Genomic DNA, 14,560 nt, shown 5'->3' on the forward strand with positions numbered 1-14,560 from the left:
ATCAGTTCCTGAAAGGGAATTTAAAGGCGGCGAGCAAAGCTTTGGCTTCGTCATCGGTCTTAGCGGTTGTCGTGATGCTGATATTCATACCGCGCAACGCGTCAATCTTGTCGTATTCGATTTCAGGGAAAATGATCTGTTCCTTGACACCGATGTTGTAGTTGCCACGACCATCAAATGCACGGCCGTTCACACCACGGAAATCGCGTACGCGCGGCAGAGCCACGGTAATGAAGCGATCCAGGAACTCGTACATGCGAGCGCCGCGCAGGGTGACCATCGTACCGATCGGGTAACCTTCACGGATTTTGAAGCCTGCGATCGCTTTGCGGGACTTGGTGGTCACTGGCTTCTGGCCGGCGATCTTGGTCAAGTCAGCAACTGCGTGCTCGAGAACTTTTTTATCCGCGATAGCCTCACCAACACCCATGTTCAGGGTGATCTTGGTCAGGCGTGGAACTTCCATTACCGACTTGTAACCAAACTTGCTGGTCAGGTCGGCAACGACTTTTTCTTTATAGAATTCTTGGAGACGTGCCATGATTTCTTAAGCCTTCACTACTTCGCCGGAGGATTTAAAGATGCGGACTTTTTTGCCATCCACTTCTTTGAAACCCACGCGATCTGCCTTGCCAGTCGCTGCATTAAACAATGCAACGTTGGACACGTGAATTGGCATGGTCTTATCGACGATACCACCAGTTACGCCAGTCATCGGGTTTGGCTTAGTCGCTTTTTTAGCGATGTTAATGCCGTCAACCACGATATGTTCAGCATCGATACGCTGCTGTACCACACCACGTTTGCCCTTGTCTTTCCCGGTCAGAACGATGACTTCGTCGTTTTTACGAATCTTATCCATTACGACTCCTTACAGGACTTCCGGTGCCAGGGACACGATTTTCATGAACTTCTCAGTGCGCAGTTCGCGCGTGACAGGTCCAAAAATACGGGTACCGATCGGTTCCAGCTTGGCGTTCAACAGAACGGCGGCGTTGCCGTCGAACTTCACCAGGGAACCGTCTTGGCGGCGAACACCTTTAGCGGTGCGCACAACCACGGCGTTATAAATTTCACCTTTTTTGACACGGCCACGTGGCGCAGCAACCTTAACGGTTACCTTGATCACATCGCCAATGCCAGCATAACGGCGCTTGGAGCCGCCCAATACCTTGATGCACATTACTTCTTTGGCACCGGTATTGTCAGCCACTTCGAGCCGGCTTTCAGTTTGAATCATAGTATTCTCTTTCCCAACTTAAGCCGAAGAATCCACACAATGTAGACCCACGGTCAGTCTTGGTCCCGCCAGAGCCGCCCTGCTGGGCTTCACTGTTTGGGTGCATGACCTTCATACATCAACTGACCGCGAATGCTACTGTCTGTGGCCAGACACTTTGCGGCGTTACATGAACGAAGCCCGCAAGTATTACATACAATTTGCGGGCCTGCAAGTACTAATTAAAAGCCACCGCCGAAACGGTGGTTTTTATTTAAACGGTTGGTGCGGCTTGAACCACACGTGTCACCGTCCATGCCTTCGTTTTGGAGATCGGGCGACCTTCCTGGATCTCGACCGTGTCACCGGCCTTGACTTGGTTGGTCTCGTCATGCGCGTGATACTTGTTCGAGCGCATGATGATCTTGCCATACAAAGGATGTTTTACGTGGCGCTCGATCAGAACGGTAACGGTCTTGTCCATCTTGTCCGAAACCACTTTACCGATCAGCGTGCGCTTGAGCGACTGTTTCACTGGTTCGTTCATTTGGCTTCCTTCAGATTCATTACCGTCTTCACACGCGCGATATCGCGGCGTACCTTCTTGAGCTGCGAAGTGTTGCTCAGCTGCTGCGTAGCGATTTGCATGCGCAGGCCGAACTGTGCCTTCAACAGGTCATTCAGCTCTTTTTGCAGAGCTGGCTGGTCCTTGCCGCGGAGTTCAGATGCTTTCATATACAACTCCAATTATTGGCCGACTTGGCGGATGACAAACGTCGTCGCCAGTGGCAGTTTAGCGGCGGCAAGACGGAATGCTTCCCGTGCCAGCGCTTCATCAACGCCATCCATTTCGTACAGTACTTTGCCTGGCTGAATTTCAGCGACGTAGTACTCAGGATTACCTTTACCGTTACCCATACGGACTTCAGCCGGTTTGTTCGAAATCGGTTTGTCCGGGAAAATACGGATCCAGATACGGCCACCGCGCTTGATGTGACGCGTCATTGCACGACGCGCCGCTTCAATTTGACGCGCAGTGATACGACCGCGCGCAACTGCCTTCAGACCGAATTCGCCAAACGACACGGCGGTGCCGCGGCTGTGCGAAATACCGGTGTTACGGCCTTTCTGCTCTTTACGATACTTTCTGCGTGCTGGTTGCAGCATGATTATTCTCCTGCTTTCTCAGCTGGTGCTGCTGCGGCGGCCGGTTTAGCGGCGGTACGCACACGTGCACCTGGTGCTGTGGATGGTTTCGCACCGGCACCGGCTGGACGTGGACGGCCAGCTGGCTTGCCATCGTCACGGCGTGGGCCGCGGCTTTTCTTCTCGTCAGCTGGGGTATCGATGACTGGTGCATCGCCGTTAGGCGCGCGGTCACCTTTGTATACCCACACCTTGACACCGATGATGCCGTAGGTGGTCGACGCTTCGCTGGTACCGTAGTCGATATCGGCGCGCAGGGTATGCAGAGGCACGCGGCCTTCGCGGTACCATTCTTTACGTGCGATTTCGATACCGTTCAGACGGCCGGACGACATGATCTTGATACCGAGTGCACCCAGGCGCATTGCGTTTTGCATTGCGCGCTTCATGGCGCGGCGGAACATGATACGTTTTTCCAGCTGCTGCGAGATCGAATCGGCGATCAGTTGCGAATCGATTTCCGGCTTGCGAATTTCTTCGATGTTCACGTGAACAGGCACGCCCATGATCTTGGTCAAAGCGGACTTCAGTACTTCGATGTCTTCGCCTTTTTTACCAATGACCACGCCTGGGCGCGAGCTGTAGATCGTGAAGCGCGCGTTCTTGGCTGGGCGCTCGATAACGATGCGGCCAACGGATGCGTTCTTCAGTTTCTTTTTCAGGTAAGCACGTGCTTTCAAGTCTTCGTTCAGCATGGCAGCGAAATTACCGTTGCCTGCATACCAGCGCGAAGCCCAGTTACGGGTGACCGCCAGACGGAAACCGGTTGGATGAATTTTCTGACCCATCGTGGCTCCTTAGTTACCGACAGTCACGTAAACGTGACAGGATTGTTTCGAAATACGGTCGCCACGGCCTTTTGCACGCGCGGTGAAGCGCTTCAGGACGGGGCCCTTTTCGACGTAGATCGTTTTCACGAACAATTCGTCGATGTCCGCACCATCATTGTGCTCGGCATTCGCAATAGCGGATTCCAGAACGCGCTTGATGATCGCAGCACCTTTTTTCGGGCTGAATTGCAAGATGTTGAGTGCAGCGTCAACTTTCTTGCCACGGATCAGGTCAGCAACCAGGCGGCCCTTTTGGTCCGACAGGCGCACACCTTTGAGGATAGCTTTAGTTTCCATTATTTCTTAGCCTTTTTGTCAGCTGCATGGCCCTTGAACGTACGGGTCAGTGCGAATTCGCCGAGCTTGTGACCAACCATGTTTTCGGAAACATAAACCGGCACGTGCAGCTTGCCGTTATGAACCGCGATCGTCAGGCCGATGAAGTCAGGCATGATTGTCGAACGACGCGACCAGGTTTTGATTGGCTTTTTGTCTTTGGCAGCTTGCGCAGCTTCAACTTTTTTCACCAGGTGGGCGTCACAGAACGGCCCTTTTTTCAATGAACGTGTCATGTGCTACCCCTTATTTCTTGCCGCGGCGCGAGACGATCATGGAAGTCGTACGCTTGTTGCTGCGTGTCTTCTTACCTTTAGTCTGTTGGCCCCAAGGCGAAACTGGATGACGACCAGCTGCTGTTTTACCTTCACCACCACCGTGCGGGTGATCGACCGGGTTCATGACCACACCGCGAACGGTAGGACGAACACCGCGCCAGCGCATCGCACCAGCTTTACCGATTTTACGCAGGCTGTGCTCGGCATTGCCGACTTCACCAACGGTAGCACGGCACTCGATGTGCACGCGACGTACTTCACCCGAGCGCAGACGCACTTGAGCGTAGGTACCTTCACGGGCCATCAGCACAACGCCGGCGCCGGCGGTACGTGCCATTTGGGCACCTTTACCTGGCAGCATTTCGACGCAATGCATCACGGTACCGACTGGGATGTTACGGATTGGCAAGCAGTTACCCGATTTGATCGGTGCTTCCGAACCGTTCATCACGCTGTCGCCAACGGCCATGCCTTTGGTTGCGATGATGTAGTGACGCTCGCCGTCGGCGTAGCACAGCAGAGCGATATTCGCGGTGCGGTTTGGATCGTATTCGATACGTTCCACTTTCGCTGGAATACCATCTTTGGTGCGCTTGAAGTCGATCAGACGATAGTGTTGCTTGTGACCACCACCGATATGACGGGTGGTGATGTGACCGTTGTTGTTACGACCAGCGGTCTTGGATTTCTTTTCAACCAGGGCAGCGAACGGACGACCTTTGTACAGGTCGGCATTCACCACCTTCACCATGCCGCGACGGCCTGGCGAGGTTGGTTTCATCTTAACGAGTGCCATTATGCAGCCTCCTCGGAGAAGTTGATTTCCTGGCCAGGCTTCAGGCACACGAAAGCACGCTTGGTATGGTTACGACGACCGTTGAATTTGCCGGTGCGCTTTTGCTTACCTTCGCGGTTTGCAGTTTGCACGGACAGAACTTCAACCTTGAACAGCAGTTCGACCGCTGCCTTGATTTCAGGCTTGGTTGCATCCGGCAGTACGCGGAATACAATTTGCTCGTTCTTTTCCGCGACCATGGTGGCCTTTTCGGAAATCACGGGCGCCAACAGCACCTTCATCAAGCGTTCTTCGCTATGTTTCAAAATCGCGCTCATGCCAGCATCTCCTCAATCTTGGCCAGTGCAGCTTTGGTGACCAGGATCTTCTTGTAGAACACCAGGGACATCGGGTCTGCGTGACGTGGCTCAACGACGAGTACGTTAGGCAGGTTGCGCGATGCCAGTTCCAGGTTTTCGTTCAGAACGTCGGTGATGATCAGAACCGAATCAAAGCCCAGGCCGTTCAATTTTTGCGAGAGCAGCTTGGTTTTTGGCGCGTCAATCGTCAGATCGTCGATGACGATCAGGCGCTCTTCGCGAGCCAGCTGCGACAAGATCGAGCAGATACCTGCGCGATACATTTTTTTGTTCACTTTGTGGGTGAAGTTTTCGTCAGGCGAGTTCGGGAAAATCCGACCACCGCCGCGCCAAAGTGGCGACGACGACATACCAGCACGAGCGCGGCCGGTACCTTTTTGGCGCCATGGCTTTTTCGTCGTGTGGTGAACTTCTTCACGGTCTTTTTGCTTGCGGTTACCACTACGTGCATTCGCTTGATAAGCGATGACGACTTGGTGGATCAGCGCTTCATTGTAGTCACGGCCGAAAATCGTATCGGCTGCAGCAACGTTCGAGGCGGCTTGACCTTGCGCATTCAGAAGCTTGAGTTCCATCGTTTAAGCTCCCTTCTTGGCTTTGGTTTTGATGGCTGGCGAGACAACTACCTGGCCATTTTTCGCACCTGGAATCGCGCCTTTGACCAGCAACAGCTGACGGTCGGCATCGATACGGGCGATCACGAGGTTCTGGATCGTACGGTTAACGTCACCCAGATGACCGGTCATGCGCTTACCAGGGAAAACGCGACCTGGATCTTGTGCCATACCGATGGAACCTGGAACGTTGTGCGAACGCGAGTTACCGTGCGTTGCACGGCCAGAAGCGAAGTGGTAACGTTTGATAACGCCTGCATAGCCTTTACCGATGGTAACGCCTTGCACGTCGATCTTTTGACCGACTTCGAACAGGGAAGCGGCGACAACATCGCCAGCTTTCAGTTCAGCGGCTTTAGCAGCGTCAACGCGGAACTCTTTCAACAGAGTACCGGCTTCAACACCAGCTTTAGCGTGATGACCAGCAACAGCTTTGGTCACGCGGGAAGCGCGACGTTGACCGAATGCGACCTGAACAGCGGAGTAACCATCTGTTTCAGGGGTTTTGATTTGCGCAACACGGTTGTTCGATACGTCCAACACGGTGACAGGAATCGAATCCCCTTCATCCGTGAAAATGCGCATCATACCAACCTTGCGACCGAGAAGGCCTAGGCTCATTTTTTCTCCATTCCCACCTGCGATTGGGCGGGGCTTGTTTAACTACAAAGTAACGTAGGACTCAAAAAAGACGAATCCATACCGAAGCCGGCTAGTATATAGCACAAAAACCCTTGACGCAACAAGTTAACACGAGGTATGTCAAAGTGTTGCGCGACGCCCCTGCGGGAGTTGTCGGCGCGGCTGAAAAAGGCTGTTTTCACGCCAGAAAAAAGGGCGCAAAGCCCCGCCGCATGCGGCTTGCGCGCCGCTCGGCTATCACGACAGTCGCTGGCAAGCACGCCAGCCGCTGGCGCCAACAAGAAGGGCGCGCGCATGGCGTACGCGCCCTCCTCCCGCATCAGTCAGGCAAGGCCCCCTAGCAGTAACAGGGCGCCCTGGCTCAGACCTTGCACTGCGCGATGCAATGCTGGTAGATCATCTCGCAAATGGGGCTCGATGCCGAGCCGGGCATGCCGCCCGAACAAGTATTGGCCCGGATGGCGCACTCCAGCGTGCAGTCATTGCCGGCCATGGCATACGATGCGCTGCAGCCGATGGCAAACAGGAATAGCGCGATTTTCTTGTACATGCATGTCTCCACTCATAGGTTTCTGGTTAAAAAATCATCGGTGCTGCCCGTGCGCCCGCAAGGCGCAGCACCAGCAGGACTTACTGCTGGCAATTGGCCAGGCAATGATCGTACAGGTCGGTACAGATGGGACTGCCGCCCAGGTGGGCCCGGCAATTGGCCACTTTCTGCCCGCATTCGCTGTAGCACTGCGTCACATCGCCAGCGGCAAACGCATAGGACGCGCTCAGGCCGAGCGCAAACAGAAAGGCCGCGGTTTTCTTCATCATGGTATGTCTCCGTTGGTGTATTGATGAAACGATGGAAGGACCGGCAGGCAGCATCTGGTCCGACATTACTAAAAAAGTAACACCAATAGAATACCGTAAACAATACCAACTAAACACCAATTTGTTGATAAATCAGATAAGTTTATGCGTTCGCTATTTTTACCCTGGAAAAGCCGATGGCCAGCCCGGGAACGTTCCGGGCTGGCCATCGGCCTGCCGCATCATGTCGACGGCAGCAACCCTATTCTTGCACCGGGCCTTTGCCAATCTGATACCAGTCAACCTTGCGCGTCGCCACCATGATGGCGGCCAGGACGGCGAACAGCAGGATGCTGCCCATCACCAGCGCATTGTTTTCCGAGTTCAGCAATCCGTACAGGGCGCCATACAGCATGGTCAGCGCCACGCCGAAGCCGATGCCGCGCCAGGCGTTGTGCAATACATGCGCCAGGTAAAAACTGGTCAGCGCGATACAGGCGGCGCTGGCGATCAGGTAGGCGGCAAGGAAAGCGATATGCTCGGCCAGGCCCACCAGCAGCAGGAAGAAGATCACCAGCGACAGGCCCACCAGCAGATATTGCACGGGATGGATCGGCAGACTCTTCAGGATCTCGAAGATGAAGAAGGCGGCAAACGTCAGCGCCACAAACAGCAAGCCATACTTGGTGGCCCGGTCCGACTGCGAATACACATTGATCGGCTCGATGAAGCCGACGCTGAAACGGTCCACCTGGCCCAGCGGCGCGCTGTCGGGCACCTTGAACTCGCCCTCGATCGTGCTCAGCTGCGTTTGCGCATTGCTGGCCAGCGACGAGATATTCCACTCGACCTGAAAGCCATCGGCATTGATCTGGCGGTGTTTCGGCGACGGCAGGAAGCGCCCGCCAAACTGCGGATGGGGCCAGTTCGACTTGATGCTGATCTGGCTGTTTTTCGCCACAGGCACGAAATGCTGGCGTTCGATGCCGTCCAGTCCCAGGTCAAAACTGAATTTCACCTGCTGCGCTTGCGCCAGCGGCATGGCGCCCAGGGGTGCATGCAGGCCGCTGCGGAAGGCAAACAGGTCGGTGCCCTGTTCGAATTCGATCTGGCGCCCGCCCCAGTCGATTTTCGGGATGTTGCGGATGCCGCGCACGTCCTCGATGGACAAGGCAACAAACGGCTCGCCCAGGGTCACGCGCGCGTCCGGCGTCTTGCGCGGCAACTGCTCAAGACTGGGCACCGTGAAGTCGCCCTTGAACGCATGCTGGCCGCTGTACACCAGCACCTGGTGGATGCCACGGTAGCGGCGGTCGGTCTCGATGGTGCCTTCCTGCAGCAAGAGGTTCGGGTACACCAGCAAGCGGCGCTGCATGACGCGGCGCTGCACCTGTGTCTGCGCCGGCACGCTGCCTTTCTGCTCCTTGTCGACGGCGATCTCGACCCGCTCGTCATACTGCTCCACATACGGGATCACGAGGATGGGCCCGATGATGGTTTGTTCGCGCACCGAATCGGCGGCGATGCTGTTGACGGCTTCCTGGCGGAATTCCATCCTTTCCTTGATCGTTTCCTGGATCATCAGCAACGGCAAGCCGATCAGCAGCATCAGGCCGAATACGATCAACGCTTTGACGAATAAAGTTTTTTGCATGGCGCATCCTTGAAGTAAGGATGCCAGTGTAAAAAAGCCATGTGCGCTGACTGTGCGCTGCGTGTGAAGTGCGGAAATAAATTCAGGCCATAAATTCAGACCATAAACGGGCGAGCTAGGCCAGCGGCAGGCACAGGCAGGCGCAGGCGCCACCCTGCGCATGATTGATGACCTCGACCGTGCCGCCATGCAGCGAGGCCACCTCGCGCACGAAAGGCAGGCCCAGGCCCGTGCTCTTGCCGCTGGCGGGGCGCGGCAGCGAGTAAAAGCGCTCGAAGACGCGCTCGAGCGCATACGCGGGGATGCCCGCGCCACGGTCGCGCACGGCAATTTCCACCTGGGCGCCCTGGCGCCGCGCCGTCAGGTCGATGCTGCTGCCCGGTGGCGCGAAGCCGGCCGCGTTGTCAAGCAGGTTGCCCAGCGCCTGGCGCAGCAGCAGGGCATCGCCGGCGACCAGCAGCTCGTCGGCGTCGAGCTGCACGCGCACGCCGCGCGCCGCCAGGGTGGCGGCCGCGTCCTGCGCCACTTGTGCCAGCAGCGGCGCCAGCGCGATGCGTTCCGGATGCTCGAGGCGCTGCTGCTTTTCCACGCGGACCAGGGCCAGCAACTTGTCGATCAACTGCCGCTGGCGCGCGTTCTGCTCCAGGATGCTGGCGAGGAACTGGCGCCGTTCGGCCGGCGGCATGTCTTCCTGCAGCAGTTCGGCCGAGGCCTGGATGGCGGCGATCGGACTTTTCAATTCATGCGCCAGGGTATGCATCAGCTGCTCCACATACTCCTTGCCTTCGAGGCGGATGCGCATGGCTTCCAGCGCCCGCCCCAGCGTGCCGAACTCATTGCTGCCCAGCGCCGGCAATGCCACCTTGCGCCCCGCCTCCACCTCGCCGATATAGCGCATCAGCTTGCCCAGCGCGTGGTGCAACCACCAGGCAAAGCCCAGGCCGATCAGCAGTGACAGCAACAGCAGCACGGCGCCGCGCTGCAGGATCTTGCGCTGGCTGCGTTCGACGAAGGCTTGCACGCTGGCATTCGGCTTGGCCACCGTCAGCACGCCGATCACCTCGCCGCCGTCGCGGATGGGAGCGGCCACGTGCATGACCGTCGACATCTCGTCGTCCGCCACGCTGCGCGTGCTGCGCGCGCCATATTTCCCCTGCAGGGTCAGGTAGACGTCGTTCCAGCGCGAATAATCGCGCCCCACGTCGCGCCCGCTGGAATCGAACAGCACGATGCCGCGCCGGTCCGTAATATAGATGCGGTAATCGAGGGTCTGCTTGCGCACGCCATTGATATTGATATCGACGCCGTGGCGCGCGTAATCCTGCATGCGGGCCAGCACCGCCGAATTGGCCAGCGTGCCGGCGCGCAGGTCGGGCGCCACCAGGTTGGCCAGCAGCTGCGAGGTATCGACCAGGGTATCTTCCAGGGTCGAGCGCACGCCCGGCTTGACCTGCTCCATGAACACATTCAGCAGGAACCAGGCGGCCAGCCCGACGATCAGGAAGTAGCCGAGCAGGATACGCAGGCCGATCTTCATGCGCCGGCCAGGCTGTAGCCAAGGCCACGGTGGGTATGAATGGGATCGGTCTGCGCATCGACGGCGCGCAGCTTGGCGCGCAGCGATTTCACGTGCGCATCGACGGTGCGGTCGAGCGTATCAGGCGCCCCGCTCCACACGCGCTGCATCAGCTGCGCGCGCGACAGCACGTGGCCAGGATGCTCGAGCAGGGTTTTCAGCAGCAGGTATTCATAGCGGGTCAGCTCGAGCGGCTGGCCGTGGAACAGCACCCGCGCCTCCAGCGCGCGCAGCTCGAAGCGCGCCGGCGTTGATGCTGGCTCGGCGGGGGCGGCTATCGTCATGCCAGCCTCGCGCGGCGCTGGCGCGGCGCCCGCGCGGCGCAAAATGACGCGGATGCGCGCCACCAGCTCGCGCGGTGAAAACGGCTTCGTGACGTAATCGTCGGCGCCGATTTCCAGGCCCACGATGCGGTCGATCTCGTCGCTGCGGGCCGTCAGGAAAATCACCGGCACGTCGGAAAACTGGCGCAGGCGGCGGCACACCTCCAGGCCGCTCATGTCGGGCAAGCCCACGTCCAGCACCACCAGTACAGGCATGGCTGCGGCGCCGCCAGGGCCGGCACGCAGCGCGGCCAGCGCCTGTTCGCCCAGCATCACGTGCTGCGGCGTGAAGCCATCCGTGCGCAGCGCATAGGCGATGCTGTCGGCAATCGCCTGCTCATCTTCCACCAGCAGGATGGTCTTGCTCATACGCCAGCTGCCTCGATCAAATCACACTGGCCAATGGAATCAATAGTCATCAGATTAGTTATAAAAAAGAGTACTTAAAAAGATATTTATGGCTGTAAAATAACATTGACGGATAAAAAACCGCCGTCTTACCCAGGCAGGATTACAGCGATGACCATCGCTGACTGCCTTTTTCCTCGACCAGCACCGCAGCACCCAAGGATTCCTATGCACGCCCCGCTCCGAGTTTACCTGCCCGTCTTCCTTCTCCTGGCCGCTCTCAACACCAATACGGCTGCGGCCACCCCCGTCAGCCCGACCGTCAAAAGCGCCACTGCTTCGATCAGCAATATCGAATACAAACTCAAGGATCTCGCACCGAATGATGGCATTACGCCGGAATTGCGTCTCGACCTGTCGAAGACCTATACCGACAGCCGGAGCCACATCTCATCCTATGAAAAGTTTCCCGAGATCGAGGATCGCGCGTTCTCGCAGCACAGCGCCGGCCTCGACGGTGCCGAGAACGCCATCAACCTGAACAGGGGCACAGCGCAATTCTACCGCTCCGGCGGCACCCTGGGAGGAGGTAGTTCGGCCGCCTTCCTCGGGGTTCCGGGCGACACGTTCAGCAGTACCTCGTTCTACACCGCATTCTCGCTCGCGCCGCGCACTTCAGTCACCTTCACCGGGCATATATCGCTTTCCATCGATGTCGATGGCGGCGTCTTCGGCCACCCGCTGAGCGGCGACTACGCAGCCGCCACCACCAGCATTCGCCTGGGACGCGATTACCCCGGATACACCGACAGCTTCGAGCACCTTGGCAGCAAGCTCGGCACGTGGAAGGATAGCTGGACGCTGGAACAGGACTTCTCCCTCACCTTCAGCAATACGGGAAGCGTCTGGTTGAGTGACATCGGTTTCATGGCATACCAAGGTGTCAATCTGAAACAGTATCAAATGTGGCCAGCGCCTGTCCCTGAGCCGCACACCTACGCCATGCTGGGTTTGGGCATATGCCTGCTAGGCACAGTGATCCGACGCCAGCGCCGTGGCAAGCTGCACGGCAAGTCCGGCACCCAGGCACGCTAAGGCCCAAGCCGCCGCGGCGCTCAGTACCCGCAGAAAAAGTCCAGGCGGGCGCGCAAACTGATGTACGATGAGCGACAGCTTGACTCCACACAGATACCTGTTTAATGACTATCGAGGAGACCATGAAAAGCCCTGCCATCACCTTGCTGTGCATCGCCGGCCTGCTGGCCGCCTGCACGACGCCCGTGTCGCTCACCACCACCTCCAACGAACAGTACGATGCCTGCAACGCCGCCGAGCTGAAAGGCCAGCTGGGCGAAGCGGAACTGGCATGCGTGCAGGCGCTGCGCACAGCCGAGAAGGCCGGCGCCAGCGCGGAAATCCTCTCGCAGCGCCAATACAACCTGGGCCGCATCAAGCGCCTGCAAGGCAAGAATACGGAAGCCGAAGCGCTGTACCGGCAAGCGCTGGCCACGGAGGAGTCGGCAGAACCGCGCAGCGATGCGCGCGTCGGCCGGCGCCTGGTGGAACTGGCCTCGGCGCTGTCGGCGCAAGGCAAGTGGCAGGAGGGCAGCGGCTACCTGGAACGCGCCCTGCCCCTGCTGCCGAAACTGTCGCCAGCGTCGCGCACGTATTCGGCCGAGGTATTGCGGCAGTATGCGAAACAGCTGCAGGGCGGCCCGCAGGCGGCGCTGGGCCAGCGGTTCGCGGCCGTGGCCGCCGGCCTGCCGTAAGGGCGGCAAGCTGCCACGACGCCCTTGCGCCGCCGCGCGGCCGCAGGGGCATCCACGCAGCCCAGCTTATTGCCGGGCCACGTGGATGCTGGCCTTGATGTGCTTGAGGTGCGCGACGATGGTGAAGGTCATGACCACCAGCAGCGACCATGAACTCCATTTGCTGACGTGCACCGCCGACCAGGCGCCAAGCTGGTTCGGATAGCGCCACACGCCCCAGAAGGTGCTGATGTTTTCGGCCAGCCAGATAAAAAATCCGACCAGCACAAAACCCAGCAGCAAGGGCATGCTGCGATCGCTGTCGAGCGGGCGGAACACGACGGTGGTGCGCGCGTACAAGCCCAGCGCGCAGGCGGCCAGGTACCAGCGGTAGTCGCCGATGTAGTGGTGGGTGAAGAAGTTGGCGTAGATCAGCAGCGCGATCAGCACCGCCATCCAGTACGGCGGATGGTGGCGGATGCGCATGTCGAGCAGGCGCCAGGTCTGGATGATGTAGCTGCCAACGGCCGCGTACATGAAGCCGGAAAACAGGGGCACGCCAAACACCTTGGTGTAGGCGAAGTCGGGATAGCTCCACGACTGGATCGAACCCGACACCTTGAACACCTCCAGCGCGAAGCCAACCGCATGAAACAGGCTGATGGCCTTCAATTCATCCCACGTCTCCAGCCCGCTCCAGAGCATGGCGCCCTGAATCGCCAGCGCCGCCAGCAGCAGCACGTCATAACGCGGCAGGCCGAGCAGGCCGGCGCGCGGCACCAGGAAGACGGCGGCAAAAAACAGCCCGACGAACAGGCACGCCCTCGCCTCCTTGATGCCGAAATACAAAAATTCCGTGAGAAAGCGCGGCCAGCCGCGCAAGCGGCTACGCGGCGCGGCATTTAACAGATGGGCATCGAGGGCATTGAGCATGCCGCAACTTTATCGACGGGCCGCGGCACTGTAAAGCACTATTGCAGGCGTATGCTTGCCAGTAGCAGTGGGATGGCGGCCGGGCGCGCATGGGCGGTCTCAGGGGACGAAACGCGCAGCAGACAGGGAGCGGACAAGGCCACGCGCAGAACGCGGGCACCAAAAGCAATGGGGCCGGGCGCGTTCGCGATTGCGAACAGGCCCGGCCCCATCATCAGGCAGCGGGACACCCCGCCGGCCTGTTAACAACGATTACTGCAGTTTGATTTCGACATCAACACCAGCTGGCAGGTCCAGCTTCATCAGCGCGTCAACGGTTTTGTCCGTTGGGTCAACGATGTCCATCAGGCGTTGGTGCGTACGGATCTCGAACTGATCGCGCGAAGTTTTGTTGACGTGCGGGGAACGCAGCACGTCGAAACGCTGAATACGGGTAGGCAGTGGTACTGGGCCTTTGACGACAGCGCCGGTGCGCTTCGCGGTTTCAACGATTTCCAGAGCGGACTGGTCGATCAGCTTGTAATCGAAAGCCTTCAGGCGGATACGGATTTTTTGGTTTGGTGCCGACATGATATTTCCTTAAAAGAACGAACCGCGCGGTGTGCACGGCAATGAGGTCATACGGGAATTTCTGACGCAACAACCGTCAGGGTCGACATGATAGCACCAAAATGCTTGCCAACCCCGGCAGTTGAATAAAAAGAAGGGCGCCGGGCGACGACGCGTCTTCTTTTATATCTGCTTAATAATTAAGCAATGATTTTTGCAACCACGCCGGCGCCGACGGTACGGCCGCCTTCGCGGATAGCGAAGCGCAGACCTTCTTCCATCGCGATCGGGTTGATCAGCTTGACGGTGATCGACACGTTATCGCCTGGCATGACCATTTCTTTGTCTGCT

At 58.3% G+C, this 14,560-nt stretch carries 23 protein-coding genes; 2 read left to right on the forward strand and 21 right to left on the reverse strand.

All coding sequences use genetic code 11. From position 1 onward, the window contains the following. Window position 1: 1 nt before the first annotated feature. The 18 genes from rplE to creB all read right to left on the reverse strand — a co-directional run bounded on the left by rplE (window position 2) and on the right by creB (window position 11,000). Entirely contained in the window at window positions 2-541 is a 540-nt protein-coding gene (gene rplE, locus ACQ4WR_RS21945; protein WP_010394421.1) for a 50S ribosomal protein L5, read from the reverse strand. 6 nt (window positions 542-547) lie between these two features. After that, window positions 548-862, reverse strand: a complete 315-nt coding sequence (gene rplX / locus ACQ4WR_RS21950) for a 50S ribosomal protein L24 (RefSeq protein ID WP_034753204.1) — start codon at window positions 860-862, stop codon at window positions 548-550. A gap of 9 nt (window positions 863-871) precedes the next feature. Beyond that, window positions 872-1,240 (reverse strand): 50S ribosomal protein L14, encoded by a 369-nt coding sequence (rplN, locus tag ACQ4WR_RS21955; protein WP_008444317.1) that lies wholly within the window; start codon window positions 1,238-1,240, stop codon window positions 872-874. Between the two features lie 253 nt (window positions 1,241-1,493). After that, entirely contained in the window at window positions 1,494-1,766 is a 273-nt protein-coding gene (rpsQ, locus tag ACQ4WR_RS21960; RefSeq protein ID WP_010394415.1) for a 30S ribosomal protein S17, read from the reverse strand. After that, window positions 1,763-1,954, reverse strand: coding sequence for a 50S ribosomal protein L29 (gene rpmC, locus ACQ4WR_RS21965; RefSeq protein WP_010394412.1), 192 nt, complete (start codon window positions 1,952-1,954; stop codon window positions 1,763-1,765). Before rpmC ends, rpsQ begins: the two co-directional genes overlap by 4 nt. A 12-nt stretch (window positions 1,955-1,966) precedes the next feature. Next, entirely contained in the window at window positions 1,967-2,386 is a 420-nt protein-coding gene (gene rplP / locus ACQ4WR_RS21970) for a 50S ribosomal protein L16 (RefSeq protein ID WP_034753201.1), read from the reverse strand. Between the two features lie 2 nt (window positions 2,387-2,388). Beyond that, the gene (rpsC, locus tag ACQ4WR_RS21975; RefSeq protein ID WP_092718261.1) at window positions 2,389-3,213 is read right to left on the reverse strand and encodes a 30S ribosomal protein S3; all 825 of its coding nucleotides are present in this window, start codon (window positions 3,211-3,213) and stop codon (window positions 2,389-2,391) included. A gap of 9 nt (window positions 3,214-3,222) precedes the next feature. Further along, complete coding sequence (gene rplV / locus ACQ4WR_RS21980) at window positions 3,223-3,555, reverse strand: 50S ribosomal protein L22 (RefSeq protein WP_170840583.1); 333 nt, start codon at window positions 3,553-3,555, stop codon at window positions 3,223-3,225. Beyond that, window positions 3,552-3,827 (reverse strand): 30S ribosomal protein S19, encoded by a 276-nt coding sequence (gene rpsS, locus ACQ4WR_RS21985; protein WP_008444295.1) that lies wholly within the window; start codon window positions 3,825-3,827, stop codon window positions 3,552-3,554. The genes rplV and rpsS overlap by 4 nt, the downstream gene beginning before the upstream one ends. Before the next feature lie 10 nt (window positions 3,828-3,837). Further along, complete coding sequence (gene rplB / locus ACQ4WR_RS21990; RefSeq protein WP_034753198.1) at window positions 3,838-4,665, reverse strand: 50S ribosomal protein L2; 828 nt, start codon at window positions 4,663-4,665, stop codon at window positions 3,838-3,840. Then, window positions 4,665-4,982, reverse strand: a complete 318-nt coding sequence (gene rplW / locus ACQ4WR_RS21995; protein ID WP_010394398.1) for a 50S ribosomal protein L23 — start codon at window positions 4,980-4,982, stop codon at window positions 4,665-4,667. The genes rplB and rplW overlap by 1 nt, the downstream gene beginning before the upstream one ends. Continuing rightward, the gene (gene rplD / locus ACQ4WR_RS22000; protein WP_034753197.1) at window positions 4,979-5,599 is read right to left on the reverse strand and encodes a 50S ribosomal protein L4; all 621 of its coding nucleotides are present in this window, start codon (window positions 5,597-5,599) and stop codon (window positions 4,979-4,981) included. Before rplD ends, rplW begins: the two co-directional genes overlap by 4 nt. Before the next feature lie 3 nt (window positions 5,600-5,602). Further along, entirely contained in the window at window positions 5,603-6,259 is a 657-nt protein-coding gene (gene rplC, locus ACQ4WR_RS22005; protein ID WP_010394393.1) for a 50S ribosomal protein L3, read from the reverse strand. A 382-nt stretch (window positions 6,260-6,641) separates the two neighbouring features. After that, window positions 6,642-6,830, reverse strand: coding sequence for a hypothetical protein (locus ACQ4WR_RS22010; protein ID WP_436489914.1), 189 nt, complete (start codon window positions 6,828-6,830; stop codon window positions 6,642-6,644). A gap of 80 nt (window positions 6,831-6,910) precedes the next feature. After that, a complete protein-coding gene (locus tag ACQ4WR_RS22015) occupies window positions 6,911-7,099 on the reverse strand; it encodes a hypothetical protein (RefSeq protein WP_102292485.1) in 189 nt (62 codons plus the stop codon). Between the two features lie 241 nt (window positions 7,100-7,340). Next, window positions 7,341-8,732, reverse strand: a complete 1,392-nt coding sequence (gene creD, locus ACQ4WR_RS22020; protein WP_436489915.1) for a cell envelope integrity protein CreD — start codon at window positions 8,730-8,732, stop codon at window positions 7,341-7,343. A 115-nt stretch (window positions 8,733-8,847) separates the two neighbouring features. Continuing rightward, window positions 8,848-10,269, reverse strand: a complete 1,422-nt coding sequence (gene creC, locus ACQ4WR_RS22025; RefSeq protein WP_436489917.1) for a two-component system sensor histidine kinase CreC — start codon at window positions 10,267-10,269, stop codon at window positions 8,848-8,850. Beyond that, a complete protein-coding gene (creB, locus tag ACQ4WR_RS22030) occupies window positions 10,266-11,000 on the reverse strand; it encodes a two-component system response regulator CreB (RefSeq protein WP_102299521.1) in 735 nt (244 codons plus the stop codon). The genes creC and creB overlap by 4 nt, the downstream gene beginning before the upstream one ends. 207 nt (window positions 11,001-11,207) lie before the next feature. On the opposite strand from creB, the gene ACQ4WR_RS22035 reads away from it, so the two are divergent. Further along, window positions 11,208-12,074: a PEP-CTERM sorting domain-containing protein gene (locus tag ACQ4WR_RS22035; protein ID WP_436489919.1), complete on the forward strand. Its 867-nt coding sequence runs from the start codon at window positions 11,208-11,210 to the stop codon at window positions 12,072-12,074. A 122-nt stretch (window positions 12,075-12,196) separates the two neighbouring features. Then, complete coding sequence (locus ACQ4WR_RS22040; RefSeq protein ID WP_436489921.1) at window positions 12,197-12,748, forward strand: tetratricopeptide repeat protein; 552 nt, start codon at window positions 12,197-12,199, stop codon at window positions 12,746-12,748. A gap of 66 nt (window positions 12,749-12,814) precedes the next feature. Here the strand turns inward: ACQ4WR_RS22040 and ACQ4WR_RS22045 are convergent, their stop codons facing one another. From ACQ4WR_RS22045 to ACQ4WR_RS22055, 3 genes are all read right to left on the reverse strand, one after another. Next, window positions 12,815-13,660, reverse strand: a complete 846-nt coding sequence (locus ACQ4WR_RS22045; RefSeq protein WP_436489923.1) for a DUF817 domain-containing protein — start codon at window positions 13,658-13,660, stop codon at window positions 12,815-12,817. Between the two features lie 252 nt (window positions 13,661-13,912). Continuing rightward, window positions 13,913-14,230: a 30S ribosomal protein S10 gene (rpsJ, locus tag ACQ4WR_RS22050; RefSeq protein WP_010394389.1), complete on the reverse strand. Its 318-nt coding sequence runs from the start codon at window positions 14,228-14,230 to the stop codon at window positions 13,913-13,915. 179 nt (window positions 14,231-14,409) lie between these two features. Then, window positions 14,410-14,560 (reverse strand): EF-Tu C-terminal domain-related protein (locus ACQ4WR_RS22055; RefSeq protein ID WP_495542685.1); only part of this gene is annotated, 151 nt, incomplete at its 5' end.

The sequence above is a fragment of the Janthinobacterium amylolyticum genome, from assembly GCF_051380655.1.
Lineage (GTDB): Bacteria > Pseudomonadota > Gammaproteobacteria > Burkholderiales > Burkholderiaceae_D > Janthinobacterium.